Source organism: Paracoccus saliphilus (assembly GCF_028553805.1).
Taxonomy (GTDB): domain Bacteria; phylum Pseudomonadota; class Alphaproteobacteria; order Rhodobacterales; family Rhodobacteraceae; genus Paracoccus; species Paracoccus saliphilus.
The window spans coordinates 3379643-3405921 of the sequence record NZ_CP067140.1; the positions used below are offsets into that span (position 1 = coordinate 3379643).

Consider the following 26279-nt stretch of genomic DNA (forward strand, 5'->3'; position numbering starts at 1 on the left):
AAGGGGACGATCACTCTGCGGATTTCCTGCGCTTAGACATTCCGCACGATCAGGTCATCATATATGCGCTGCTCGGCCAGAATGGCGCAGGATTCGAGCACCATGTCGACCATTTGCGTCCGCCTTGCGTATTTCTTGTAGGCCAATCCGAAATTGGAGGTAGGCACACTCCCGGAAATCGGCATGACTGCATAGCCGTTCAAGGGATCGCGGTCGGATTTCCCGCACAGCATCAAGACCGAGAACCCGAAACCGGCCGCCACCATACCGCGCAGCACGCTGGATGACTTTGTAGAATGGACAACATTCACGTCGATACCATGAGACGCAAAAAGGTTTCCAAAGAAACTGTGTGATTCTGGAAGATCGAGCATGATCATCGGCAGATCGGCCAGCTCGTCGAGCGAGACGCTGTCCTGTTCGGACAACTCCCATGCATTGGGAATAAGCGCGTAGGGATATGTTGTGAACACCCGCAGAAAGGGCATGTCCACGGGTAGGGATATATCATATGTAAGGGCCATATCGATTGCCCCGTCGGCCAGTTGTTCCTTGATGAATTTCATGTCGCCTTCGACGATTTCAATCCGTATGGAAGGATATTCGGCCGCGATGCGCTGAAGCAGGCGCGGTATGACCAAGGGCGCTGCCGGCTCGAAACAGCCAATTCGCAAAGACCCTACGGGCGCTCCGGCAATCGATAGAAGATCGGATTCTAGAAGCCGCACTTCTTCGAGAAACAGGTGAAGGCGCTTGCCGACAATCTCTCCCGCGTCAGTCGGCACGATGCCCTTGGCTGGCATGCGCCTGAACAGATCAACACCGATAGTTCCCTCGATAAGATCAATCGCGGCCGAGATCGACGACTGAGAGATATTCATTTCTTCCGCGGCCTGAACGATTGAACCAGTTCGCAGGGCCGCATCGAAATAGCGCATCTGTTTCAGCGTGATATTCACTGAATACTCCAAGGAATAGGGTCTCCTCAACTATAAAGCGCATTTTTCCGATAAACAGTCCGTGGTTGTGATCGCTCTGATCTACCTTGCCCTCAAAGATTGTCGATTGGGCCGGCAAAATGACAAGCGACCCGCGTGCCCCCCTGCTGTTCGAGTTCCGGCGGCGTATCACGGCAGATCGCTTGCGCCCTTGGACAACGTTCGGCAAAAGCGCAGCCCTTCGGCGGGTTGATCGGAGAAGGCGGGTCTCCCGAAACCTTGAGCGGGCGCACATAGCCGCGGGATTTGCGCCGCTCCAGCGATGGTGCCGCCGAGATCAGTGCCTGCGTATAGGGATGCTGCGGCGCCTCGAACAACGCGGCGCGCGGGGCCATTTCGACGATTTTCCCCAGATACATCACCGCCACATCGTCGCAGACATGGCGCACCACCCCCAGATCATGAGAGATGAACAGATAGGCCAGTTGGAATTCTTCCTTGAGTTCCGCCAACAGGTTCAGGATCTGTGCCTGGATCGCCACGTCCAGCGCCGAGACGGCTTCGTCACAGACCAGCAGCTTGGGGTTCGTGGTCAGCGCCCGCGCGATCGAGATCCGCTGTCGTTGCCCTCCCGAGAATTGATGCGGGAAGAGATTGAGCTGATCCTCGCGCAGTCCGACGCGGGTAAACAGTTCCACAACCCTTTCCCGGCGTTCCGCCATGGTTCCGATCTGCAACAGGTCCATCGGTTCGCGGACGATATCGGACACCCTTGCCCGCGGATTGAGCGAGCTATACGGATCCTGAAAGATCAATTGCACATCGCGCCGGCGCATGCGCATGTCTTCGGCGCCGAGGGTCAGCAAATCCTCGCCCTCGAACAGGACCTGCCCGCCAGACGCCTCGGTCAGCCGGATCGTGGCCATGGCAGCAGTGGTCTTGCCAGAGCCGCTTTCCCCGACGATCCCGAGCGCGCGACCACGCTGCATCGAAAACGAGATCTTGCGCACCGCTTCCAGCACCGGACGCGGACCAAAGAAGCCCTGTTTCGGCAAGGTGAACTGCACGGATAGATCGCGCACATCCAGCAGGTTAGTCATAGCTTGCCCTCCTCGATGCCGTGGCAGGCGGCCGGGTGATGGCCACGGTCGACCAGCAGGGGTTTTTCATTGGTGCAGCGAGAGAAACTATGCGCGCAGCGATCGGAAAAGGCGCAGCCCGCCCCCAGCAAATGCAGGGGAGGCACCACGCCGGGGATTTCCTTGAGCGCGTCGGGTTCCCCCTTGCCGAGCGTCGGGATGCACGAAATCAAACCACGCGAATAAGGATGCAGAGGATGATCGAGCACCTCATCGGCATGCGCCTCTTCGATGACCCGCCCCGCATACATCACCGCGACCCGATCCGCCATTTCCGAGATGGCCCCCATGTCATGGGTGATCATGATGATCGCCACGCCGAACTCGCGCTGGATCTCGTTGAGCAGATCGAAGATCTGTGCCTGCACCGTCACGTCCAGCGCTGTTGTCGGCTCGTCGGCGATCAGCAATTTGGGACGACAACTTACCGCCATGGCGATCATCACCCGTTGGCGCATCCCGCCTGACAATTGGTGTGGATAGTCATGCGCGCGCGCTGCGGGCGACGGAATGCCCACCCGATCCAGAAGCGCGACCGCATCCTTGAAGGCCTGATCGTGACTGACCTTCTGGTGCAGCGTGATCGCCTCGGCAATCTGGTCGCCGACCTTGAACACCGGGTTCAGCGATGTCATCGGCTCCTGAAAGATCATCGCCGCCTCTGCCCCGCGCAAACGTTGCAGACGGGACTCCTTGGCCTTGGTCAGATCCTCTCCGTTCAGCCGGATCGCTCCGCCCGCGATCCGCCCCGGCGGCTGCGGGATCAGCCCCATGACCGACAGGGCGGTGATCGACTTGCCGCAGCCGGATTCGCCGACCACACCCAGGGTTTCTCCGGCATCCACATGCAGGGACACGGAATCAAGCGCCGTCACCGCGCCGTGGCGGGTATTGAAGGTGACGCGCAGGTCCTCGATTTCCAGAAGATGGCTCATCGTTCCCTCAGCTTTGGATTAAACGCATCATTCAGTCCGTCCCCGATCAGGCTGACCGCGAGAACCGTCAGGAAGATCGCCAGCCCCGGAAAGGTCACTGGCCACCAGGCGTCCAGAATGAAATCGCGATTGGCCCCGATCATCAGCCCCCAGCTCATGACATTGGGATCGCCAAGGCCCAGGAAAGACAGCCCGGCCTCGAACAGGATCGCGACCCCGATGGTCAATGTCGCCGAGACGATCAAGGGCGGCGCGGCATTGGGCAGGATCACCTTCCAGATGATCCGCCCGTTCCTGGCACCGATGGCACGGGCCGCAGTGACATATTCCAGCTCCTTGATCTTGAGGAACTCGGCACGGGTCAGACGCGCGGTCTGCGGCCAGCTGACCACGCCGATCGCCATTGCGATCGTCAACATCGAGGGGCTGAACAGGGTCACCAGTATCATTGCGAAAAGCAATGCAGGAAGGACCTGGAAAAACTCTGTGAACCGCATCAGCAGATTGTCCATCCAACCGCCGTAATAGCCCGCCAGCGCCCCAAGGCTGACGCCGATGAACATGGTGATCGCCGCCGCCACCGCTCCCACGGTGAGGGTCGGTCCACCGCCCGTCAGCATCCCGGCCACGATATCGCGGCCCAGATAATCCGTGCCGAGCGGGAATTCCGGTGCGATCATGGGCGCCTCGTGCGGAGCCCAGACAATCTCGAACGGATCACCAGCATAGAGAAAGTGACCGTAAAGCGTGGCGAGAACGATCATGATCAAGATCGCCAACCCCACCAGTGCCGGTACATTGCGGCGAAACATCCGCCAGGCTTCACGCATCGGGCTTTCGGCCTTGTAGCGCGCCTCAAGCTCCGTGATTGCTCCTTGCGTGCTCATGATTTGCCCCGCAATCTCGGATCGGCAAGGCGATAGCTCATATCGGTCAAGATATTGGCGATCACCACGATGGCCGAGGCGAAGAACAGCACTCCCATGATCGTGGGATAATCCCGGCGCAGAATGGAATCAAAGGCCAGCCGCCCCATGCCGGGCCAGTTGAACACCGTCTCGACCAGCAGCGCGCCAGAGATCAGGTGGCTGAACTGCATCCCGGCCACGGTAAGGATCGGCAGCGCCGCGTTGCGCAGGGCGTGGCGGAACAGAACCGCACGCTGCGAGGCCCCCTTGGCACGGGCGGTACGGATATAATCCGAACCCAGCACCTCGAGCATCGAAGCCCGGCTGAGCCGCGCATATTGGGCCAGATAGATCACTGCGAGGGTAAAGGCCGGCAAGACGAGATGATGCGCCACATCCAGCGCTTTCATCAGCAGCGAGGCATCGCGCAGGCGTATCGATTGCATTCCCTCGACCGGAAAGATCGGGAACGTGCTGGCAAAGAGAATAATCAGCATGATCCCCGTCCAGAACACCGGCACGGCATAACCGATGGTGGCAAAGACGGTGACAAAACCGGACATCACCCCGTTTGGCTTGCGCGCGGCGATCACCCCCAGGAACACGCCGATGATGATCGACATGATCTGTGCGACCACGACCAGCAGCACCGTCGGCCCGATTCGTTCGGCGATCAGCGAGGTGACTTGCTGGTTGAAAAAGAAGCTCTCACCCAGATCGCCCTGCGCGATATTGGTGATATAGATCCAGAGCTGGGTCAGGATGGGCTTGTCCAACCCGTAATCCTGCCGGATGCTGGCGAGCACTTCCTCGCTGGCGCCACCCATATCGCCGGCAATCACCATGGCCGGGTCGCCGGGGGCGAGGCGGATGAGCAGAAAGTTCAGAATGACGACGCCGAGCATGAGGATGAGCCCATAGCCGATCCGTCTCATGAGATAGGTAGCGTTCATAGCGTGCCTGTCTTGTGCTGGCGGGACCCATGGCCCCGCCGTGTCAACAAAGGATCATTCGGACCAATCGATCTGATCGAGCGGATGCATCGCGCCCCAGATACCCACCGGCGGATTGATCAGCGTCTTGTCGTATGCCGTGTGATAGGGCACCGCGTTGATCCAGTAGACGGGCAGGTCCTGCGCCACGATCTGCTGGAACTCGGCATAGAGCTGCTTGCGCTTGTCGACATCGTTCTCGACTGCGGCCGCGTTCAGCAATTCGTCCACTTTCGGATTGCTGTATTGCTGCGTGTTGGACCAGATCACGCCTTTGCGGATATTGTCGCTCAGATAGGTGCGATGCACCCCGATCACCGGATCACCCCAGTTGAACACGATATCCATGGTCAGCTCGAAATCGTAATTGCTGACCCTTTGCGCCCATGTCGGGAAATCCGGAGCAGTGCGGACGGCCACATTGATCCCGATCTTGCCGAGCTGGGACTTGAGATATTCGGCCACGGTTTGCTGCTGATCCTTTTCGCCGGGAAGGAAATCCACTGTGAGATCCATCCCATCGCCGAATCCGGCCTCTTCCATCAGAGCCTTGGCCTTTTCCAGATCGACCGCATATGGTGGGATCTCGGGGTCAAACAAGGGCGAGCTTTCGATGATCGGCCCTCGCTGCGGCTGAGAGACACCGCGATGCAGCGCTTTGGTGATGAATTCACGATCAACCGCATAGGCTATCGCCTGCCGCACCCGCACATCCGACAGTTTCGGGGATTGTGTGTTGAATGCGAGCCAGTTGATCGGCCCGATACCGGCATAGCCCTCGCTGGTCACTTCCAGATGCTCTACTTCCTGCAAGCGGCGGATACTTTGCGAAGAGGATGCGAATGGGTACATATCCGCTTCGCCATTCTCCATGGCGATCAGAAGCGATGAGGAATCCTGAATGGTACGGATGATGATCTCATCCATCTTCGGCCGCCCCTCAATGAAGAACTCCGGATATTTCTTCAGGATGATCGCTTCGCCCGCAGTGAACTCCTCCAGCATGTACGGCCCCGATCCAACCACGTCCTCTGTATTGCGTGGATGCGATTTCACGTCCTCGCCATCCCCATAGATATGCTTCGGGATGATCGGGGCCAAAGCCGGCGACAGCGCCAGCAGAAGCGCCGGGTGCGGTTTGCTCAGCTGGATCACGGCGGTATGCTTATCCGGCGTGTCGATCCCGGTCACGGGTTCGAACATGCTGGTGAAAGGATGGTTTTCCTTGGTTGTCATGATCGAGAAGGCGACATCTTCGGATGTAATCGGCTCACCGTCATGAAACGTGGCGCCTTCGACCAGGTTGAGCGTGACGCTAAGCCCATCCTCGCTTATCTCCCAGCTTTCGGCCAGGTATGGCTGCGGCTCCCAGCCTTCATCGTAGCGCAAGGGCGATGCGAAAAGCTGCGTTGACGGCACCGCCGTGGCGATCCCGGACTGGACAGCGCCATTCAAATGCCGGGGAACCTGTGTCGAGGCAATGACCAATGTCTTGTCTTGGGCCTGTGCCGTCGGAGCAAGTAGCATCGCGGCCCCGACAGCCACCCCCAAGAACCGAGTCGAGAATTTCATGCTGGCCTCCCTGAGTTTATTTGAGGTTACGCTACGCAATCCCATATCCCCTCAAAAACATTGTTTTTGGGTAGTAAAAATATATTTTATAGTTCTTTTGGCCGGATGCGCGCATTCCGGGATCTTCAGGACAGACGCCCCGGTTTCACAGCATAGCCACCAAAAAACCGATGAAATTTCTGTATTAAAAGCATTTTATAATGCCGCTTCCCCGCGCTACCCAAAGGTCAATTGTCGCAGAGGAAGAGAAGGTGGACGATGTCACAGATCACCGTATATCAAGCAAAAAAAATCATAACGATGGATGTGAACCGTCCTGAAGCGACGCATGTCGCCGTGAAGGACGGCCATATTCTGGCGGTTGGCGATGCAGACTCGATGACCCAATGGGGCAAGGTAGAAGTCGATGACCGTTTCGCAGATAAGGTGCTCATGCCTGGACTGGTCGAAGGTCATGCACATATGATGGCCGGGGCGATGTGGGATTTCGCCTATGCCGGGTTCCATGATCGGATCGACCCGGACGGAAAGCTTTGGCGCGGCAAGAAAGATATCGAGACCGTGATCCGTGACCTGCGGGACTATGTCACAGATCTTGCCCCTGATGCGCCGCTATTCGCTTGGGGGTTCGATCCGATCTTCCTGCCAGGTGAACGCCTCAACCGCCGGCATTTGGACGAGATCTGCCCCGATCGCCCCATCGCCATCATGTTTTCCAGTTTCCACCTCATGTGCGTGAACTCCAAGGCTTTGGAACTGACCGGGTATACGCGCGAAACCAATGCCGAAGGTGTGGTCAAGGATGCTGCGGGTGAGCCGACCGGCGAATTGCAGGAAATGGCCGCCATGTTCCCGGTGATGCGGCGCCTCGGGATCGATTTTCGCGGCTTGGCCCAGAAGGAACCGGCTGTCCGGGCATATGGCAAGGTGGCGATGCGCGCCGGGGTGACCACGATCACCGATCTTTTCGCTGTCATGCAGGATGCGGATGTGGAGCAATTGCTCGAGATTACCTCCGAACCGGACTACCCTGTCCGGCTCGTGCCCGCGCTGTCGGCCACGGGTGCAAGCCCTGCGGAACTGGCGGCACGGGCACTGAAGCTTCGCGGCAAAAGCACTGACAAGCTGCGCCTCGGCGCGGTGAAGCTGATGACCGATGGTTCGATCCAGGGCTGGAGTGCGCGGGTGAAATGGCCCGGCTATGTGGGCGGGCAGCCGAATGGCATCTGGAATACTGCGCCTGATCAGATTTTCGAACTTGCCGAGGCAATGCAGGAATCGGGCGTGCAGATGCATATCCATGTCAACGGTGACGAAGCCTCGGAAGTCGCAATCGACGCGATCGAGGAAGCGCAGCGCAAACATCCGTGGCTAGGAGCACGGCACGTGTTGCAACATTGCCAGATGATGGGGGCCGATCAATTCCGCCGCTGCGCCGAGCTGGGAATTTGCACCAATATCTTCTCCAATCACATCTGGTATTTCGGAGATCAGCACGCACGAGCGACCATTGGCGAAGATCGGGCGCAGCGCATGGATGCGGCGCGCTCGGCTCTTGACGAGGGCGTGCGCATGACCGTGCATTCCGATGCGCCGGTCACGCCCCTCGGTCCGCTCTTCACAGCCTGGGCGGCGGTAAATCGGCAGACCATGTCCGGGCGCGTCCTTGGCGAAGCGCAGCGGATCACCGTGATGGAGGCGCTGGAAGCTATCACCCTGGGCGCGGCCTATACGCTCAAGATGGATGGGGAGATCGGCAGCATAGAATGTGGCAAACGCGCCGATTTCGCGATATTGGCCGATGATCCCTTGGCAGTAGCGCCAGAGGCGCTCAAGGATATAGACATCCTCGGTACGATTACCGGCGGGCGTGTGAACCTGCTACCAGCATGAAACGCCTCCCCCTGACCGTGATCGGCGGCTATCTTGGCGCCGGCAAGACCACCTTGATCAACCGGCTGCTCCGGAAGCCGCATGGCAAGAGGATCATGGTGCTGGTCAACGATTTCGGAGCGATCAATATCGATGCCTCGCTGCTGGAAAGCCGCGACGAGGACACGATCACCCTGAATAACGGTTGTGTCTGCTGCACCATGGGGGCGGATCTGTTCATGGCGCTTGGTGATGCGCTGGACCGGCAGCCGCGCCCGGATCACCTGATCATAGAGGCCAGCGGGATTGGCGATCCCGCCCGCATTGCCGAAGCGGCGCGTAGCGAACCGGAACTGAGCTATGCCGGAATTGTCACGATGGTGGATGCGCTCAATTTCCCTTCCTTGTCACAGGATACGAAAATCGGCCCGCAGGTAACCGCACAGGTTCGTGTTGCCGATCTGGTGCTGATTACCAAGGCAGGCCTCGGGGCGGCAGACCTGATCCCCGCATTATCGCTCGCCGGGGCGCGCCGGGCGCAGATCCTGAAGGCGGATGCACAAATGGCGGGGCTGATCCTGGGTGATCTCGAGCCAAGTTTTCCTCAGGTTCGATCGGCGCCACACCCCTCTTATGCGCGCTGGCACTATGATGATCTTCGCACATTCAGCCGCGCAGAGCTCGAGGATCGCCTTGCGGCACTGCCAGAGGGGCTTTACCGGCTCAAGGGCTACCTTCGCGGTCAGGACGATCAGGGATGGCTACTGCAGATCGCAGGCAAGAATCGCGAGATCACCAGGACCGCACAGCCTCCACGCAGCCAATTGGTCGCCATCGGCCCCGCCGGGTATTTCGACCCAGAAACAGCGCAGCAATGGTGGCAGCCAAGTGGCACCGCTTGCTGAGATGGGCTGAGACGCGCCGAAAAAAACGGGCTGGCGAGGATATTCACCTAGTATCGCAATAGAGACCTGCTCGCTTCAACACGGATTAATGCCCTGTCATCATCGTTACCAACAGTGATGGCAGGGTATCCGCTTTGATCATCGCCACCAGCCCGCGCCTCGGATATACTTGTCGTTGACCCGAGGCATGTTTCAGAATGATCAGAAAACGGAGACGGAATGGCGTATCATATATTGTCTCGCCGCAATCTTCTGCTCGGCGGAGCGGCAATAGCGACCATATCGGCATCGCCTGCATTGCCCCAGGATACCGCGCCTGCAATTCACGTGCTGAAGGATCCGAATTGCGGCTGCTGCACTGCATGGATGCAAGTTCTGGAGAAAGAAGGGTTCAGGGTAACGTCCGAGTCAAGCGTGGGAACCGCCCTGGTGCAACACAAACTTGAGAACGGAATTCCTCAGGACATGATGGCGTGCCATACGGGCCGCATCGATGGATATATGATCGAGGGACATGTTCCCGTCGCCGACATTCGCCGCCTTCTGGAAGAACGACCGAATGCCGTCGGCCTTGCCGTTCCCGGCATGCCATATGGCTCTCCCGGAATGGGCCCCGAAACGGAACGCGAAACGTATGACGTGTATCTCGTCCTGCATGACGGCAGTTCCAGTATTTTCACACATTACGATGCCGCTTAACGAAGCAGCGCCGACAATATTCAAAGCAGGGCCTGACCGATCCCGGCGGGTTAGGCCCACTCGCTCCCTGGAAGTCGGGTTTAGAATGAAAGTGCCGTAATGAAAAAACAGTTTTCAGTAATAGTAATCATGGCGCAATTGCTTGGCGCATGCACCACTCAGGTCGGCATGCTCGGCGACGCAGATGACAAGAACGGTGAAGCAGAAATACCCGAAGCCGTGATCCAACTGGCGGCATCGAACCAGAACGTGCATTCTGCGCGCATGCAGCCAGATGGTTGCTATTGGTACGAATATTCCGGGCCGGTCGAAACGACGTTATTGCCGTTACTTACCGCCGATGGGAAACGGATCTGCGGCCAGGCAGGAGCCGGAGAGACAACGCCGGGCTACAGCACATAAGACATGTCGCCTTTGATCTGGGGGCAGGAAGTGCCGTTTTCGCAGGGAATGGGCGTCCCTGTCCCCGATCATGGACATCACGCGTCATGGAAACCGGCCGGACCGCCCGCAATATCAACTGACGGCGCTGACCGTATCTTCGGCCGGATAAAGGATCGCCGTCGATTCCAGTTCGACTTGATCGTAAAGCCCATTGATATGCGGCATCACCATGCGTACGCAGCCGGAACTGGCCCGTGTGCCGATCGAACGCGGATACGGGGTGCCATGTATCCGAAGATAGGTGTCGCGGTCACCGACATAGAGATACAGGGCGCGCGAACCGAGAGCATTCGTTGGGCCTGGCTCCATTCCATTCGCATATTGCGCATATACCTCTGGCTCACGATCAATCATGTTCTGGGTCGGAGTCCAATGAGGCCATCGGACCTTGCGCCGGATCGTATAAGTTCCCGGCTCGTACAGATCGCCCCTGCCGATGGCCACGCCGTAGCGCATCGCCAAGCCGTTATCCCTGATATGATAAAGATAGCGGGCAATCGCATCCACATGGATGTCGCCGGGTACCAGCCCGTCATTCGCTTCCACCAGAACCGGAAGAAAACGCTGATGAAGACCCCAGGGATTGGATGTTGCCGGGTCGAAGAAAGGCGGCGTAACTTCAGCGTCCCAAGCCGTCTTTTGTGCCTCACTTGGCCACTCACTCGCAAAAAGAGGGGAAGAAATCGGTGCCGAAAAAAGCGCTGCGGCGGTTGAAATAAAATGGCGTCGTGTCAGCATCAACTGTCCTTTGTCACTCAAAGCTTTGTCAGCATTTACATCTTCCGCGCCCAAGCCAAAGTATTGGGCGTCTTACTTGCTGATCCCGCATGTTCTGCAACGGTTTGCCGGGTTCATTTTCGGCCATGAATTCCATGGCAGACTGAACATACCACACCATAAATTCGAGGCATCAAAACTAACTGTGAGGCTGGGGCGGCAATGCACCCCAGCCAGTCAGAATATCAGGATTTGTCGCGGAAAAGATCATCGATATGGCGTTCGGCATCTTCCTTTGCCCAGCCATATTTTTCTTGCAGCTTTCCGGACAGCTTTTCGCGGTCACCGTCGATCTGGTCGATCTCATCGTCGGTCAAATCGCCCCATTTCTCCTTCACGGTTCCCTTGAACTGCTGCCATTTACCCTGAATTATATCCCAATTCATCTCGCACTGCTCCTTTCAGAAAGCGTATGAACATACATTGGGCGCGCCCAAGAAAACTACAATTGCGACAGGACAACGCCTCGCAACCCACGAGGTTCCAATTGGGGCGAAATGGCGCATTTTCCTGCGGTACTCCGCCTTGTATATCCCCATGAAGAACGGCTTTCCGCGATAGAGCGGGATCGAGACTGGTGCCCGGCAATCGAAAGCAGACGGGTATTGCAGCTTGACGAAGCCCCAAAGCGGATCGGACCAGCCCTTCCACAGTTCAGACCTTCGGTTACAGTTTGTACAAGACAGATTGACCCACAGCCATATGCGCCGCAAAATCGGCCACCCTCAACTGCCGGGATCAAGCTGATGTGCCAGATCTTCGCCGGGCAGAACCCGGAACGCTACGAAACCGTCACCCGTCGGCTGCGCCTGAACGGGCAAAGCACATCGATCCGGCTGGAACGCACGTTCTGGCGGATCCTCGATCAGATCGCCACACGCGAGGGAATGTCCACCCCGGCCTTCATCTCCAAGCTGCATTCCGAGGTGCTGGAACTGCATGGCGAGGCGCGCAATTTCACCTCGCTCTTACGCTGCGCTTGCACGATCCACTTGGACAAAGATCAGGCGGCAGACAGCCTCCCGATGGTTGCGGCCGAGTAAAGCATTTCCATAAAAACGGATTCCGGCTTTGGCTCCGAAAAGCTGTGACCGCGCACGCTCCCCCCCCTGCAAGGCGGGTCCGTTATGGCGCTGCGCAGGAAATGACCTTCCCACTGCTCGTTCATCCAGCCGCTGCCGGAGCCCTGCCCCCTTCAGAAATCCTCCTGGGGAAGAACCGCGGCGGCTGCAGCCATTGAGAAACAGCACTCAATCAAACAGGCCCTGACCATGTTTCTCGACATAGGTGGCCAAGCCTAGCGTATGATCTCGGCAGAGTTTTTCCGCTCGTTCGACCTGGCGCTTTTCAAGTGCGTCTATGATTGCGAGGTGATCGCGGATCGACTGCTTCGCGCGGTCGTGATATCCAATGGTTATCTTGCGGATACCCCGCACATGCAGGACGATATCCTCGGTCATTTCCTGAAAGGTCGGAGACCCGGTCATCTGTATCAGCGTTTGGTGAAACAGCAGATTGGCCTCGGAATATTCGCTCAAGTAATCCTTTGGCGCGTGACCATGATGGAATTTCTCGAAGATCTTTCGTAAGCGACCGATATCGCGCTTGCTGGCATTCAGCATGATTATCCGGGCAGCCATGCTTTCAATCGCCGCCCAGATATGGATCATGTCCATCACTTCACGCTTCGTCTTGCGCAGAACGATGATCCCCCGACGCGGGACGGACTTCACGAAGCCCTGCTGCTCCAGCATGGCCAATGCCTCGCGGATCGGGGTGCGGCTGACACCCAAGCGTTCGGCCAGTTGCTGCTCGTCAAGCCAAGTATCCTCTGAGACCCCGTAGATATCCATCCCGATGATGGCCTGCTTCAACATCCCGTAGATACGGGTTTTATAGTTCGGCTCTTCGGTAAAGGACTTGAGGATAAGCTCGGGTTCCGACTCGTCCAGGGCTGGGGGCCAACGTGTCTTGGGTTTCGACCTCATGATTGCCTCCTGTAACACCGACCGAAGCGAGTTCATGACGAGGCCTTGCTGCATCAATCAGAGTTGATGCAACAAGGTTTTTGGTCACGTCCCGTCACTCGAGGATTGCTTCCCGCTTGCGCTTTTTGCGCATGTTGGAAATCACCGGATAGAGGATAAGGCCCAACGCGATGAGCAAGCAGGTTGCCGAGATCGGCCGTTCGACGAAGGTCATCGGATCGCCCTGGCTCGATATAAGTGACTGGCGCAGTGATCGTTCAGCCAGCGGACCAAGCACGATCGCCAGAACTGCCGGGGCTACCGGATAGTTCAGCTTGCGCATGAGATAGCCCCCGCAACCCAGCATGAACATCAGCCAGACGTCGAACATCCGATCCGTGGTCGCGAAAACACCGACGACGCACAGGATGAAGATGATCGGCGCCAGGATCGTGAAGGGCATCGCCAGCACCCGGATGAAGACGGGGATCAGCGCGATATTCAGTACGACTGTCATGAAGTTTGCGACATACATCGACCCGATGAGCCCCCAAACGAAATCCGGGCTCTCTGTGAAGAGCAGCGGGCCGGGGCGCAACCCCCAGATGATCATCCCTCCAAGAAGGATCGCCGTGGTCGGCGAGCCGGGAATGCCCAATGTGATCATCGGCAACATCGACCCCGTCGAGGCAGCATTATTGGCTGCCTCGGGCGCGGCAACGCCGGCAACATTGCCCTTGCCGAAAGTATCGCCATCCTTCGAGAAGGTCTTGGCCATTCCATAGGACATCAGCGAGGCGGGCGTCGCGCCGGCCGCCGGCAAGGTTCCAACAAAGAAGCCGAGAACCGAGCTGACGGCAGATGTCGGCAGGTATTTCTTTATCTGCGACAGGTTGCCAATCAGCTTTCTGAAACCGGCATTCACCTTGTGGATCTGGACTGCCCCCTTGGTATGCTCCAGCGTCCACAGCATCTCGCCGATGCCGTAAATGCCGATGGCAAGCACAAGGAATTCGATACCGCGCTGGAACTCTACCATGTCGAAAAAGATCAGTCGCGGATTGCCGGAGATAATGTCGAAACCGACGGCCGCCAGCACCAGCCCGACCAGGATCGAGAAGATTGTCTTCGGGATATCGTCTCCGCCAAGCCCGATGAACGTCGCGAAGGCGACGACCATTAGCGCGAACTCTTCCTGCGGACCGAATTTCAGCGCGAAGGCGGCGAGCGGCGGCGCAAAGCCGGTGAACAGGATGACGGAAATGGTGCCGCCGATAAAGGACGCGATGGCCGCAGCCATCAATGCCTGGTCGGCCTTGCCCTGTTGGGCCATGGGCCTTCCGTCGAACACGGTTGCCACGGCTGTCGATGACCCCGGAATGCCCAGGGTGATCGAACTGACCGCACCGCCATACATTGCACCATAGTAAAGCGCCGCAAGAAAGATGATTGCCGCAGTGGGCGGCACCAGAAAGGTGACCGGCAGAAGGATTGCCACCCCGTTGACCGATCCAAGGCCCGGCATGGCGCCGATGAACAGGCCGGCCAGACAGCCGATGAAGATCATCGCCAGGTTGAGAGGCTCGAAGGATTGCAGCAATCCGCCGGCCAATGATGTCATGATGGTGTCCATTTTCGGAATTCCTATCGAGTTGACTGGATCACATCAGCGAGTAGCGGAAATCATCCACGATCATCATGATGTTCTCGAAGAACGGCAGGCCACGCGGCAGGTATTTCGCCAACGCCACTTCGAAAAGAACGTAGATCGCAACAGGCACTGCTATGGTCACGATAATCGTCAGCGGCCATTTATGCCGCCCGATCACCTTCAGGTAGAGGATCAGAAACAGCATCATCGAGAAATAGAGACCGATGATGCTGGTCATGACGAGAAGGGCGAGGATCGAACCCGCCGTTACCCCGACAAGAAAGATGGTATCCGGATCGATATAGGGTGCCTTGTTGCGGGATTCCGGCGTTACTCCCTGCTTCCATCGCAGGAGCGTCCAGATCGACGCCAGAGCCATTCCAAGCGACAGCCAGAACGGCCACATCCCCGAACCGGGCCCCCGATCGGGAATCCAGCCAATCGCCAGGCCATCGTTGAAGATCTTGTACATGAGGCCGAGAGAAGCGAGCAACGTCAACAAGCCCATTAAAAGTTCAGCCGTACGAACAGACATGAAGTCCTCCAGTCCCGCAGAGCTAGGGATTGCGGGTCGGTACATGTTTCAAGCGGATTTGCAGCACAGCCGTCATGATCGCATGCCCGACCCGAATGTCATTCGGGAACCGGGCGGGACGAATTCCCGCCCGGGGCGGCATGTCTTACTCGGACATGATGGCTTTGGCGCCGACTTTCTCGATCAGCTGCTTGTGACGCTCCAGCTGATCCTTGTGGAAGGCCACGAGATCCTCGCCGCTCATCCACTCATCGCAGGTCAGCCCGTCAGATTCGCAATAGGCCTGCCACTCTTCGGACTCGAAGAGCGTCTTGAACAGATCCTGGTACCAGGCCACTGCTTCTGGATCCATGCCAGCCGTCCCGCTGATGGATCGCTGCATGAAGTAGGTGATGTCGAGTCCCGCCTCTTGCGCCGTGGGCACATCTTCGAATGGCGCCATGCGCTTGTCGTTGAACTGGACGAGCGGCTTGGTGTTTTTCGCCCTCCAGAACTCGATCTGCTCGGCAGGGTTATTCACGGTCGAGTCGACCTGGTTGCCGACAAGGTTCTTGGCGACGGTGCCGCCCCCCTGGAACGGAATATAGGTGACATCGACCCCTAACTCAGCCTCCATCATCGCGGTCAGGATCGAGTCTTCCTGCCCGGTGCCGGTACCGCCAACGCGCCAGCCATCCGTCCCCTTCACCTCGGAGACGAAACTGTCGAGATCGGTGATATTCTCCCGCTCGGTATTTACCCATAAAAGGAATGTGTCGAGCGCCATGCGACCGACCGGCGCAAACTCGGTGACATCGACGTCCAAGCCATCCTGGATAAGTGGCGTGGTATAGAAACTGTTCAGCGCAACCAGCAGCGTATGGTTATCGCCTTCCTTCCCCCGCATGTAGTCAAGCGCCTCAGCGCCAGAGCCTCCGGGCTTGTTGATCGGAATGAAGGGCCGCGGGCTGAGATCGTGCTTCTGAATCAGACCTTGAAGCAAACGAGCGATCTGATCCGCTCCTCCACCTGTTCCTGCCATGATGATGAGTTCGACGGGCTTGCGGGGTTGCCATTCGGCGGCGGCCATGCCGGGCGTGACCGCCAGCATCGCCACAGAGCCCAAAAGCCCCATAGTTTTCAGATTAATCATGTCTTTCCTCCCTGAGTTTCAACCTTGGGTAGTCACCGGACCGCACCCTCCTCCTCTGGTGTTGGCCTGGCGCTTCGCGGGCAATTTCATTGCCTCTTGTTGCGGCGATCTGTTCGCCGTTAGTCCAATGGCAGCCGGTAGCTCAGTGAACCATGAGAACCGGGATTTCTGCCGTCTCAACAACGGATTGGGTATTTCCTCCAAAGAGCGTCTCGCGCTCGTGGCTGTCGCCATAGGCTCCCATGATCATGAGATCGGCGCCCTGTGCGACTGTGGCCTTCAAAAGTCCCTTGCCGACACCGTGGCTGGAGTCGAATTTCAACGCCTTGGCATCGACGCCCCGAATGCCGAGATAGCCCAAGAGGTCTTCCGTCTTCGCTCCTGCATAAGCCGAGTTTTCTCCGCACAGGATCGTTGTCCGGTTCGCGGCTTCGATGATCGACATTGTCATGGTCACGGCGCGCGACGCCTCTAGCGAACCGTTCCAGGCTATGGTGACGTGGCTGCCAAGCTCTTTGGAAACCTCTTCGGTGGGCGGGCACATCAGGACAGGACTTCCCGTATGGAACAGCGCCGATTTCAGGGTATTGAACCCAAGATGTGCCTGCCGATCCGGCTGTGCCACGGCGACGAGATCGGCAAGCCGTCCATATCGACGGATCACATCCGCCATCTTGCCCGCCGCCTCGACGAACTGGACGGTCGCCGCACCGGCAATCGGTGTGTCACTCGAAGTCAAGCCAAGCGCCTCGGCGAGGATACGCAATTCATCGCGCAGATTCGCCTCTTCCGCGTTGGCTAATTCCGCTGACTGCTTGAGCAGGCGGTCACGCGCGAATTGCGGCATGGGGATGCCATAGGGCAACAAATCCTCTGGGCGCGGTCGGCAATGCACCACGACAATATGTGCCGTGTGACGCCTCGCGAATGCAGCCGCGTGAGCAAGCACATTATCGCCCTTGCCATCTCCGCGAACCGGAACCACTATTTTACGTATCACATTATACCTCCCCCAGAACGGCCTCTTACGAAGCCTCGACGTTCAGTATGATGGTTTCAGCAAGAGGGTTTGCGAGGCAGGCTTGTCACGTCCGTGACCCCGTCTCAAATCGCAGACACCGCCGAAGATAGGCAATTTCAGATGTCAGGCGTGTTGCAGATCGCACCTGCGCCGTTCAGCTTCTGTGCAGTGATCACCTGATGAAAATCATCGATTGGCGCAAGCTAACCCGCATTCATTACCAGTATACCGCTTCAAGCATTCCGGATTTCATCATCATACTCCCCGTCTTTCACCACCGCATCAGCCTTGTTTACGAACGAAAATAAGGCACGCCACAGGTCATTTTTGCCATCTCCGGTTTTGACGTTGTTGTCGTTCACGTCTTTTCAGAGTGAGCCGTATCCATAGAACCTGTTTCACCAGTTACGCCTGCAGAATCATAGCAATAGGATGACACCTCTATTGCGGACATTCCTATTGAGAATAGTTTCTCACAGCATCTCGAATGGTTGCTGAACCATTTACCGATTAATCAATAGTAACTTGATTCTGCCTTGCTGTTTGCATCCCTGTTGCGCCTCCCTGCGCTCCATTCGTTTCAACACGATTCGATGTTTCTGGTATAACGTATCATAGATTACTTATTCCGAAAAGAATTTGTTACACTGCATCTTGAATGGGCATCGTTGGTGAACAATTCATGAGGTGAATACAATAATTTCAGAGATAGAATTACGAAATCATCAGCCGCTCGATACAGCACGAATTGTCCTGCATTAACGCCTTTCTACAAATCAGCTCGAGCCTTTAATGCGGTAGAAAGAGTGTTATCTCGCCGTTGCTGCTGTGCTGCGGGAAGTCGCAGTCAGAGTGACGGAGACGGTGAAAAGACAGGCGCGACATCTGACCGCAGGCCACGCCATTGATGAACGCAGGCCAGCCTCCCATCTCTGAACTACTCCCTGCACTGGCCCGCGCCGGCTTCCAACAAGCCGTGGCGCGGGCTTTTTCATGAGTAATAATACCTAGGTAACTGCACGCATGGATCACATGCCGTAAACGCGTGTATGCTCCACTCATTGGCGATCAACTTGTTAGGGTGAGCAAGTTATTTAAACATTATGCCCGCGCCTTACACCGGCGCGGGCTTTTCTTGTCCAGAACACGGACAGGCAGAAAGAAGAAGAGAAGCCGCACGCCCCCCCCTTGCTCCCTATAGCGCTTCGACTTTTTCGTTGAACCCCAACAGCCATGTAATCTGTTGTTATTGCTTACTTCTGAAAAATCTCCATATCCCTTTTTGTTGGAAATGCTCCAGGGACGTCAAACATCGGGGCGGGATATGGATTGGATCAATGAAAACCTGATCCTGCCTCTATCGTGTTCCGGAAACTGGATGCAGGGGCGGGCTGAAATCAGCCACAGCCAGCCGACAACCTGCAAACTGTTTATTTTCCTGAATAAACTGGTGCCGGTGATAGGACTCGAACCTACGACCCCATCATTACGAATGACGTGCTCTACCAGCTGAGCTACACCGGCGTCCAGTTATGGCGGGCCGAATAGCAGGTTCCGGCAGAAGGGGGAAGAGGGACAAGCACAATAATCGCTCTCGACCCGCATTTTCCCACGCTTCAGGACAGAGCCATAGGGCGCGCAACAGCAGTGAGCGTTGCATCGGATGCCACTCACAACACTCGGCCCGATTCCGCCAGCAAATGCTGGGAATCCGGCGGCACACCCCGTACACCACGCGTGCACGGGGCGTACACAGCCCGTACACAGGCGGCGAACGGTGCGCAGGATTTCGTTGCAACAGAAAGGCGAAGCCCGAACCATGGAATGTCCGGGCTTCGCAGATCGATCATCCTCGTTCAAGCGGCTGGAACCGGTCTAGCCCTTCGAAGCGGATTGCCCCTGCTGCGGACTTTCCGGAGGCTCGACATCCGGACGAACCGGGGTGAACTCGGCCTCTTCTGGGGCCTTGCCATTCGGTGCCGCATTGTCGGCTTTTTCCGCCCGGGACGCCGCCGAATCCTCTGGGGCACTTTCGGACGTGGTCACCGTCGTTGCCGGCTCGATTTCGACGTAATCCTCTTCGCGCGGAACCATTCCCGGCGCGACATCGGGGATCTCGGTCTTGGCCGCCGGTTTCGGCGCAGCCTCATCCGCAGCGATTGAATCGACATCCGAGGAGGTGGCAGGCGACGGCCCGTCCGCCCCTGCCTTCGCCTTGCCCGAGACACCAACCAGCAGCGGCAACATCTCGGCGCCGGGGGCGACCGTGGTGGTCCCCTTTTCGGCGGGTTCGCGCCATGTCAGCGTATCGAAGCCGCCGCAGCTGTCGCAGACGGGCGCCCAGCTGGCCATGACGTTGTGACATTTGTCGCAGACCCATTGCGGTCCGCGCGACGCTGTCAGAGCACGCGCCAGCCATCCCCGGACAACATGGTCATCGGCGCCCTCGCCACGCTCGACCGCCGCCATGATCGACAGGGTGCGGACGGTCGGATGAGTTTCGGCCAGATCGCCAAGCGCCCGCCGGGCGCCGGGGAAATCCTCGGCGGCAAGCAGCAGCTCGGCCTTCAGCAGGCGCGATTCCTCGTGATCCGGTTTCTTGCGCAGCAGGGCCTCGAAACGGCGCAGGCGCGCATTCGGGGTCTCGTCCGGAACGATCTCGGCATAGGTCGCGGCAATGTCGGGATGCGGGCGAACCGACCATGTCTTTTCCAGCACGCGAGTCGCATTGCGCGGATCCTTCTGCGCGATATAGCCGCGTGCGGCCAGAACCGAAGCCGGGATCAGGTCGGGCGAGGCTTTCGCGGCAGAGATCGCCGCCTCGCGGGCGCTGATCGAATTGCCTTGCGCCAGCACTTCGCTGGCCTCTTGCAAGGCCAGAACCGCATCGCGGCGGATGGCGACATCCTTGGGCAATTCCCCCTGACGGCGCTTGTCCTTGAGGATGGCGCGCGCGCCCTTCCAGTCATGTTCACGCGTTTGCAGGTCCAGCAGCGTATTCTGGATTTCCTTGTGGCGCGGCTTGATCGCATAGGCCTTTTGCGCCAAGAGCATCGCGGCCTTGGTATCGCCATCTTCCAGCTTTTGCCGCATCAACCCGCGAATGCCCACGAAGCGTGTGCGATCATCCTCCAGCAGCTTGCGATAGGTCGCGTTGGCCCGAGCCGAATCGCCCGCCACCTCGGCGGCCTGCGCGGTCAGCAGATCGGTGATATGCGGCCGGTCCAGGAATTTCTCGGCCTTGGTGGCCTTGGCCAGAGCCAGCTTGCCCTCGCCCGAGGCGACGGCAAGCATCCCCTCGCCAAGCGCCTCGTATCCCTTGCGTTCGCGCGAACGGGCGAAATAGCGGTTGATCGCGGTCTCGTCTCCGGCAATGAAGCGGATGAAGGCCAATGCGAGGCCCAGCAGCTTGAACACCAGCCATGCCAGCACCATCAGCAGCAGAAGCGCCACGATGGCCTTGATCGGCGTCAGCACGATCTCGGTGCCGGCATATTCAAGGCGCAGCGCCTGGCCGGTTTCCGAAAGCTGCATCGCCCCCAGGGCAATCGCCAGGACCACGGCAAAGAAGAACAGTATTTTCAGCAAGGACAGAAACATGGGCCGGGTCCTCAATTCGTGGTGGCAGACAGGTCGGACAATGCCGCCTGCGCTTCGCGATAGGCTGAAGCGCCGGTCAGCCATTCGGCCATTGCCGGAGCCTCTTTCGCCGCTCCGGGCAATGCCTCCATCTCGTCCAGGGCGGCGCCGATATCGCCAGCCTCGACCTTGGCATTGGCACGCGACAGCACCGCGTCGGGATCGTCCCCTTCACGCGGAGCGACCGAGCGGGCGCCGGTCTGGGCCTTCAGGAAATTCGTCAGCATGTTGCCGCCCTGAGCGCCGTTGCCGGACATGGTTGCCCGTAGCGCCGCCCGCGAGGCATCGCCAAAGCCTTCCTGCAGGGACTCGATGCTGGGAATGTCCTGCTGGAGCGCCTCGGGCGCGTCCATTCCGGCATCCGCGAAGGCCTGCTGCGCATCCTGTGCCGTCACGCCCTTGTCGAGCGCGGCCTGCAGGGATGCGACCGCCGCCACGGCCTGCGCACGCCTGGTGCTGTCGGCAGCGGCTTCCTGCAGCTTGCCGGCCTCTGCCTGCACGGCGCTGATCTGCGCCTGAGCCTCTTCGGCGGCGGTGCTGATCTGCTGCTGCAGGGTATCGGCCTGTTCGGCCAGCGCCTGGATTTTCTCGGCCGCCTCGGGATCGAGGCTCGGGCGGGATTCCAGCTCGGCGATTTTCGCGGCCTGCTGCTCCAGTTGCTGCTGCAACTGCGTCAGTTCTTCGGAGGGGGGCGACGCCGCGCTCTCTCCGCTTGCCGGGCCCGTTTCCGCCGCGGCGTCATTCACGGGTTCGGAGGGGGCTGCCCCTGTTTCTTCCAACGCGGCGATCCGTTCGCCCTGCTCTTCCAGCATGGCCTGGATATCGGGGGCTTCCCCGGTATCGGCGGGAGTCGCCTCGGCCACGACCTGGCGCGCCGCCTCTTCGGCGGCGGCCACCGCATCGGCCTTGATCGCCTCGGCATCGATCGTGGATTCCTGCTCGGGCAGCCAGCCCGCAGGCAGGTTCGGCAGCGCCCAGATCGTCGCGGCTGCACCCAGGCCGGCAGCCACGATACCGCCGAAAGCCACGGGCCAGAAGCCGGTCTTGCGCACAGTCGTTTGCGGCTGTGGCGCAGTTTCCCGGGACTTGTCGGCTTGTGTTTCCTTGGACCCGGATTTCTCCGTGGACTCAGATGCGGCCTTGCCTCGCGAGTCGACGGGCGGCACGCTGGATTTGGCATCCTTGCCCGCGCCGTCTTTCGATGCGGAGGCTGTATTCGATGCCGCAGCCTTTGACGAAGCAGAGGCCGAAGCCGCTGCGGCAGCACCCTTTTCCGCCTGTTTCGGCGCAGGTTTGGGCTGTGCTGCAGGGCGTCCGGAATCGGATTTTCCGACCAGCGACGAATCGACCGTGCTGGTCTTGCCCCCACGCGCCGAGGCGGAATCGCCCTTGCCTTCACCGGTATCGGTGGTTGCGATCACGCCCGGCTCCGCCGCCTCTTTCTTGAGTTTCAGCGTCTCTTTCGGCTGTCCGGCCGATGAGGCCGCGGGTTTGTTCGAGGGTTTACTCTTGCTCGGCTTTGTCACGTTTACTCCCCGTCATCGCGCGCCACGGTGGCATCGCGGCCGCCGGGTCTTCCGGCTTAGCCTACTCAGGCGCGGCTGCAGTCTCAACCCGCTGTGATCAGCTTTGTTCCCTTTCCGCAAGTCGGCGAATCGTCGCGGCCATCGCTTCGGCAGACAGATTCGCGGCAATTGCACTGCAAGCAGCGGGCGCCCGCCACTGGTCCATCACAGCCGGACTGATCGCCGCGATCCATGCCTCGGCGCGGAAATGCCGGAACGCCGCCGACAGCAGCCGGGCAGAGCGCGGAGAGAACAGCGGCACGATCACCGGACCGGGCTCGGCCAGCAATGTCCGGGCCGCGTCGTTCAGGGGTTGGGCGATCTGGTCATAGACCACCACCCCCTCGACCGGCAATTCGCGCGCGAGGTGACGGCCATGCGGATGGAGCAGCGGAACCTCTGCCGCCTCGATCAGCGGCAGCAGGCCTTCGGCGAACCCGTTGCCCTCGCGTATATCGAACCCGGCCTCGCGCGCCGACTCTGCCGTCCGCCGCCCCACGCAGAACGCCAGCCGCCCCCGCCCCGCCCCGGCGGCGGGCACCGCATGGGCCGAGGTAAAAACCAGCCCCCGCGCCGCATGCAGCCGGGCCGTGTCATGCGCGACCGGCTCTATCCTCAGGATCGGCGAAATCACCGCCTCCCATTCCGGCAGCATCGCCGCGAAGCGCCGCGAGTCCGCTTCGGGGCGGGTCAGCAGAAGGCGGGGCTGCGGCTTTGCTGGCATTGGCATTTCCCACTCGGCGGTGCTACGTCATCAGGGGTAAGCGGCATTCCTCCGCCCGGCAAGAGCATGGACGACAGCATTTTCCTTGGCATCGAAAGCAGTTGCGACGACACCGCCGCCGCTATTGTCACCGGCGACCGCCGCATCCTGTCTTCGGTCGTGGCGGGCCAGACCGAGATGCATGCCGATTTCGGCGGCGTCGTGCCCGAGATCGCCGCCCGCGCCCATGCCGAGCGGCTGGATATCTGCGCCGAACAGGCGCTGGCCGAATCGGGGCTGACACTGTGCGATCTGACCGCCGTTGCCGTGACCGCCGGGCCGGGGCTGATCGGCGGGGTGATGGCCGGGGTCATGATGGCCAAGGGCATCGCCGCCGGGGCCGGTCTACCGCTGGTCGGCGTGAACCACCTGGCCGGGCACGCACTGACCCCGCGCCTGACAGACGGAATCGACTTTCCCTACCTGATGCTGCTGGTCTCGGGCGGACATTGCCAGTTTCTGCGCGTCGATGGCCCGCAGGAATTCTCGCGCCTCGGCGGCACCATCGACGACGCGCCCGGAGAGGCGTTCGACAAGCTGGCCAAGCTGCTGGCCCTGCCCCAGCCCGGCGGTCCCTCGGTCGAGGCCGAGGCGGCGCTTGGGCGTGCCGACCGCTTCGAGCTGCCGCGCCCGCTTCTGGACCGGCCCGGCTGCGACATGTCCTTTTCGGGCCTCAAGACGGCGGCGCTGCGCCTACGCGACCAGTTGATCGCGGAACAGGGCGGGTTGCGGCAATCCGACCGGCAGGATCTCTGCGCCGCCTTCCAGACCGCCGTGGCCGAGGTTCTGGCCGAGAAATCCCGCCGCGCGCTGGCCCTGTCTCCCGCCCCGTTTCTGGCCGTGGCGGGCGGGGTCGCGGCCAACAAGACCATCCGGGCCGCGCTGGAGCAGGTCGCGTGGGACGCGGGCGCGTGCTTCCTCGCCCCGCCCTTGCGGCTTTGCACCGACAATGCCGCGATGATCGCATGGGCGGGAATCGAACGGTTCCAGACGGGCGCGCGCGACGGCATGGACCTTGCCGCCCGCCCGCGCTGGCCACTGGACAGCCGCGCCGCGCCGATGCTGGGTAGCGGCAAGAAGGGGGCGAAGGCATGAGCATTACGGTTCTGGGCGCAGGCGCATTCGGCACCGCTCTGGCAGTAGCACTGGCGACACGCGGGCCGGTCACGCTCTGGGGGCGGAATGCGGGTTGGGGACGCGAGAACCCGCGCCTGCCCGGCGTTACCCTGCCCGATGCGGTCACCGTCACCGGCGATCTGCCGCAGGCGGCCCGCGCCGATACGCTGCTGCTGGCCCTTCCGGCGCAGAAGCTGGGCGTATTTCTGGCCGATCACGCCGCGCTTCTCGACGGCAAGACGCTGGTCAGCACGGCCAAGGGGATCGACCTCGACCGGCTGACAGGGCCCTCGCGGCTGATTGCAACAGCTTGCCCCGCCGCCACGGTCGCCGTGCTGACCGGCCCGTCATTCGCTGCCGATATCGCCCGCGGCCTGCCCACCGCCCTGACGCTGGCCTGCACCGATCCCATCCGCAGCAAGGCGCTGCAGCAGGCCCTGTCCACGCCTGTTCTGCGACTGTATCGCAGCAGTGACGTGACCGGTGCCGAACTGGGCGGTGCATTGAAAAACGTCATCGCCATCGCCGCCGGAACCGTTATCGGCGCGGGGCTGGGCGACAGCGCCCGAGCGGCGATTATCACGAGGGGCTTTGCCGAGATGACCCGCCTCAGCGCCCGGCTTGGCGCACAGCCCGAGACGCTGGCCGGGCTGTCGGGGCTGGGCGACCTGATGCTGACCTGCTCTTCGGTGCAGTCGCGCAATTTCCGCTTCGGCCATGCCATCGGTTCGGGCACGGATTTCGACGCCTCGACGACAGTCGAGGGAGCCGCTACCGCCCGCGCCGTGACCCGCCTGGCTGCAGATCTGGGCGAGGATCTGCCCATTGCCGCCATGGTCGCGAGTCTTGCGCAAGGCGAAGTTTCCGTGGAAAACGCCATGGAGCACCTGATGAACCGCCCGCTCAAGGAGGAATGATGCCGCTATTCGCCGTCATCTGCCGGGACAAGCCCGGCGCGCTGCAGACCCGGCTGGACACGCGCGAGGCGCATCTGGCCCATATCCGGAACAGCGGCATCGTCGCCATGGCCGGCCCGCTGATCGAGAACGAGGAGATGCGCGGCTCGCTGGTCATTCTCGACGCCCCCGATCTGGCCGCGGCCGAGGACTGGGCGGCGAATGATCCCTACAAATCCGCCGGGCTGTTCGACAGCGTGCAGGTGACCGAATGGAAGAAGGTGATCGGCTGATGGCATACTGGCTTTTCAAATCCGAACCCGACGTCTTTGGCTGGGACGACCTGGTCGCCAAGGGCGATCGGGGCGAGGAATGGGACGGGGTGCGCAACTACCAGGCCCGCAACAACATGCGGGCGATGAAAAAGGGCGACCTCGGGCTGTTCTACCACTCGAACCAGGGCAAGGAAGCCGTCGGCATTTGCGAGGTTTCCGCCGAGATCCATCCCGACAGCACCACCGACGACCCCAGGTGGGAATGCGTGGATGTGAAGGCAGTCAAACCCCTGCCGCGTTTCGTCTCGCTGGAGCAGGCCAAGGCGGAACCACGGCTGAAGGACATGGCACTGGTCAAGAACACACGCCTTTCAGTGCAGCCGGTAAGCGACGAAGAATGGGCGGTGGTGATGGAGCTGGCCGGTCTCTAGACGACAGCATTGTCCTTCTTCTTCATGACAATATCCCCGGGGGGTGCGGGATCCCCGGGGGGTGCGGGGGGCAGGCAGCCCCCCGCAGGTCGCGGGACGCAAATCGG

General features: G+C 60.0%; 26 protein-coding genes and 1 tRNA gene. 9 read left to right on the top strand and 18 right to left on the bottom strand.

The window, feature by feature from the left end; all coding sequences use genetic code 11:
* Positions 1–32 precede the first annotated feature (32 nt).
* The 6 genes from JHX88_RS16290 to JHX88_RS16315 form a co-directional block, all read right to left on the bottom strand.
* Positions 33–971 carry a LysR family transcriptional regulator gene (locus tag JHX88_RS16290; protein WP_272848066.1) on the bottom strand — a complete coding sequence of 313 codons (939 nt, stop codon included), beginning with the start codon at positions 969–971 and terminating at the stop codon, positions 33–35.
* Between the two features lie 80 nt (positions 972–1051).
* The gene (locus tag JHX88_RS16295) at positions 1052–2038 is read right to left on the bottom strand and encodes an ABC transporter ATP-binding protein (protein WP_076524610.1); all 987 of its coding nucleotides are present in this window, start codon (positions 2036–2038) and stop codon (positions 1052–1054) included.
* Positions 2035–3012, bottom strand: a complete 978-nt coding sequence (locus JHX88_RS16300) for an ABC transporter ATP-binding protein (RefSeq protein ID WP_076524612.1) — start codon at positions 3010–3012, stop codon at positions 2035–2037. The genes JHX88_RS16295 and JHX88_RS16300 overlap by 4 nt, the downstream gene beginning before the upstream one ends.
* The gene (locus JHX88_RS16305; RefSeq protein WP_272848067.1) at positions 3009–3899 is read right to left on the bottom strand and encodes an ABC transporter permease; all 891 of its coding nucleotides are present in this window, start codon (positions 3897–3899) and stop codon (positions 3009–3011) included. Before JHX88_RS16305 ends, JHX88_RS16300 begins: the two co-directional genes overlap by 4 nt.
* Complete coding sequence (locus tag JHX88_RS16310; RefSeq protein ID WP_076524614.1) at positions 3896–4873, bottom strand: ABC transporter permease; 978 nt, start codon at positions 4871–4873, stop codon at positions 3896–3898. The genes JHX88_RS16305 and JHX88_RS16310 overlap by 4 nt, the downstream gene beginning before the upstream one ends.
* Positions 4874–4927: 54 nt before the next feature.
* Positions 4928–6484, bottom strand: coding sequence for an ABC transporter substrate-binding protein (locus JHX88_RS16315; protein WP_076524616.1), 1557 nt, complete (start codon positions 6482–6484; stop codon positions 4928–4930).
* A 300-nt stretch (positions 6485–6784) separates the two neighbouring features.
* Between JHX88_RS16315 and JHX88_RS16320 the strand changes: the two genes are divergently transcribed.
* The 4 genes from JHX88_RS16320 to JHX88_RS16335 all read left to right on the top strand — a co-directional run bounded on the left by JHX88_RS16320 (position 6785) and on the right by JHX88_RS16335 (position 10362).
* Positions 6785–8377, top strand: a complete 1593-nt coding sequence (locus tag JHX88_RS16320; RefSeq protein WP_336389870.1) for an amidohydrolase — start codon at positions 6785–6787, stop codon at positions 8375–8377.
* The gene (locus JHX88_RS16325; RefSeq protein ID WP_076524620.1) at positions 8374–9261 is read left to right on the top strand and encodes a CobW family GTP-binding protein; all 888 of its coding nucleotides are present in this window, start codon (positions 8374–8376) and stop codon (positions 9259–9261) included. Before JHX88_RS16320 ends, JHX88_RS16325 begins: the two co-directional genes overlap by 4 nt.
* 219 nt (positions 9262–9480) lie before the next feature.
* Positions 9481–9960 carry a DUF411 domain-containing protein gene (locus JHX88_RS16330; protein WP_076524622.1) on the top strand — a complete coding sequence of 160 codons (480 nt, stop codon included), beginning with the start codon at positions 9481–9483 and terminating at the stop codon, positions 9958–9960.
* 99 nt (positions 9961–10059) lie between these two features.
* Complete coding sequence (locus tag JHX88_RS16335) at positions 10060–10362, top strand: hypothetical protein (protein WP_076524624.1); 303 nt, start codon at positions 10060–10062, stop codon at positions 10360–10362.
* A gap of 114 nt (positions 10363–10476) precedes the next feature.
* Here the strand turns inward: JHX88_RS16335 and JHX88_RS16340 are convergent, their stop codons facing one another.
* Complete coding sequence (locus JHX88_RS16340) at positions 10477–11142, bottom strand: L,D-transpeptidase (RefSeq protein ID WP_076524626.1); 666 nt, start codon at positions 11140–11142, stop codon at positions 10477–10479.
* A 224-nt stretch (positions 11143–11366) separates the two neighbouring features.
* The gene (locus tag JHX88_RS16345; protein WP_076524627.1) at positions 11367–11567 is read right to left on the bottom strand and encodes a CsbD family protein; all 201 of its coding nucleotides are present in this window, start codon (positions 11565–11567) and stop codon (positions 11367–11369) included.
* 360 nt (positions 11568–11927) lie between these two features.
* On the opposite strand from JHX88_RS16345, the gene JHX88_RS16350 reads away from it, so the two are divergent.
* The gene (locus JHX88_RS16350; RefSeq protein WP_076524629.1) at positions 11928–12224 is read left to right on the top strand and encodes a ribbon-helix-helix domain-containing protein; all 297 of its coding nucleotides are present in this window, start codon (positions 11928–11930) and stop codon (positions 12222–12224) included.
* Between the two features lie 207 nt (positions 12225–12431).
* Here JHX88_RS16350 and JHX88_RS16355 read toward each other — a convergent pair whose 3' ends face one another.
* The 10 genes from JHX88_RS16355 to JHX88_RS16400 all read right to left on the bottom strand — a co-directional run bounded on the left by JHX88_RS16355 (position 12432) and on the right by JHX88_RS16400 (position 23415).
* Positions 12432–13169 carry a GntR family transcriptional regulator gene (locus tag JHX88_RS16355; protein WP_076524631.1) on the bottom strand — a complete coding sequence of 246 codons (738 nt, stop codon included), beginning with the start codon at positions 13167–13169 and terminating at the stop codon, positions 12432–12434.
* A 94-nt stretch (positions 13170–13263) separates the two neighbouring features.
* A complete protein-coding gene (locus tag JHX88_RS16360; RefSeq protein WP_272848068.1) occupies positions 13264–14769 on the bottom strand; it encodes a tripartite tricarboxylate transporter permease in 1506 nt (501 codons plus the stop codon).
* Positions 14770–14809: 40 nt separating this feature from the next.
* Positions 14810–15334, bottom strand: a complete 525-nt coding sequence (locus tag JHX88_RS16365; protein ID WP_176011417.1) for a tripartite tricarboxylate transporter TctB family protein — start codon at positions 15332–15334, stop codon at positions 14810–14812.
* Positions 15335–15479: 145 nt separating this feature from the next.
* Positions 15480–16466, bottom strand: a complete 987-nt coding sequence (locus tag JHX88_RS16370) for a Bug family tripartite tricarboxylate transporter substrate binding protein (RefSeq protein ID WP_076524637.1) — start codon at positions 16464–16466, stop codon at positions 15480–15482.
* Positions 16467–16608: 142 nt separating this feature from the next.
* Positions 16609–17466: a universal stress protein gene (locus JHX88_RS16375; RefSeq protein WP_076524639.1), complete on the bottom strand. Its 858-nt coding sequence runs from the start codon at positions 17464–17466 to the stop codon at positions 16609–16611.
* A 254-nt stretch (positions 17467–17720) separates the two neighbouring features.
* Positions 17721–17849 (bottom strand): hypothetical protein, encoded by a 129-nt coding sequence (locus tag JHX88_RS16380; RefSeq protein WP_272848069.1) that lies wholly within the window; start codon positions 17847–17849, stop codon positions 17721–17723.
* 1086 nt (positions 17850–18935) lie between these two features.
* Positions 18936–19011, bottom strand: a tRNA-Thr gene (locus JHX88_RS16385).
* Positions 19012–19362: 351 nt separating this feature from the next.
* Positions 19363–21087, bottom strand: a complete 1725-nt coding sequence (locus tag JHX88_RS16390; protein ID WP_076524641.1) for a heme biosynthesis protein HemY — start codon at positions 21085–21087, stop codon at positions 19363–19365.
* Positions 21088–21098: 11 nt separating this feature from the next.
* Positions 21099–22652, bottom strand: coding sequence for a COG4223 family protein (locus JHX88_RS16395; RefSeq protein ID WP_076524643.1), 1554 nt, complete (start codon positions 22650–22652; stop codon positions 21099–21101).
* Positions 22653–22749: 97 nt separating this feature from the next.
* Positions 22750–23415 carry a uroporphyrinogen-III synthase gene (locus JHX88_RS16400; protein WP_076524645.1) on the bottom strand — a complete coding sequence of 222 codons (666 nt, stop codon included), beginning with the start codon at positions 23413–23415 and terminating at the stop codon, positions 22750–22752.
* A gap of 66 nt (positions 23416–23481) precedes the next feature.
* Here JHX88_RS16400 and tsaD point away from each other — a divergent pair, with 66 nt between their 5' ends.
* Genes tsaD through JHX88_RS16420 form a run of 4 tightly spaced genes read left to right on the top strand, consistent with a single transcriptional unit; the run spans position 23482 to position 26172 of the window.
* The gene (gene tsaD / locus JHX88_RS16405) at positions 23482–24549 is read left to right on the top strand and encodes a tRNA (adenosine(37)-N6)-threonylcarbamoyltransferase complex transferase subunit TsaD (RefSeq protein ID WP_076524647.1); all 1068 of its coding nucleotides are present in this window, start codon (positions 23482–23484) and stop codon (positions 24547–24549) included.
* The gene (locus tag JHX88_RS16410) at positions 24546–25487 is read left to right on the top strand and encodes an NAD(P)H-dependent glycerol-3-phosphate dehydrogenase (RefSeq protein ID WP_076524649.1); all 942 of its coding nucleotides are present in this window, start codon (positions 24546–24548) and stop codon (positions 25485–25487) included. Before tsaD ends, JHX88_RS16410 begins: the two co-directional genes overlap by 4 nt.
* Positions 25484–25759: a YciI family protein gene (locus JHX88_RS16415; RefSeq protein WP_084202988.1), complete on the top strand. Its 276-nt coding sequence runs from the start codon at positions 25484–25486 to the stop codon at positions 25757–25759. The genes JHX88_RS16410 and JHX88_RS16415 overlap by 4 nt, the downstream gene beginning before the upstream one ends.
* Complete coding sequence (locus JHX88_RS16420; protein ID WP_076524985.1) at positions 25759–26172, top strand: EVE domain-containing protein; 414 nt, start codon at positions 25759–25761, stop codon at positions 26170–26172. Before JHX88_RS16415 ends, JHX88_RS16420 begins: the two co-directional genes overlap by 1 nt.
* Positions 26173–26279 lie beyond the last annotated feature (107 nt).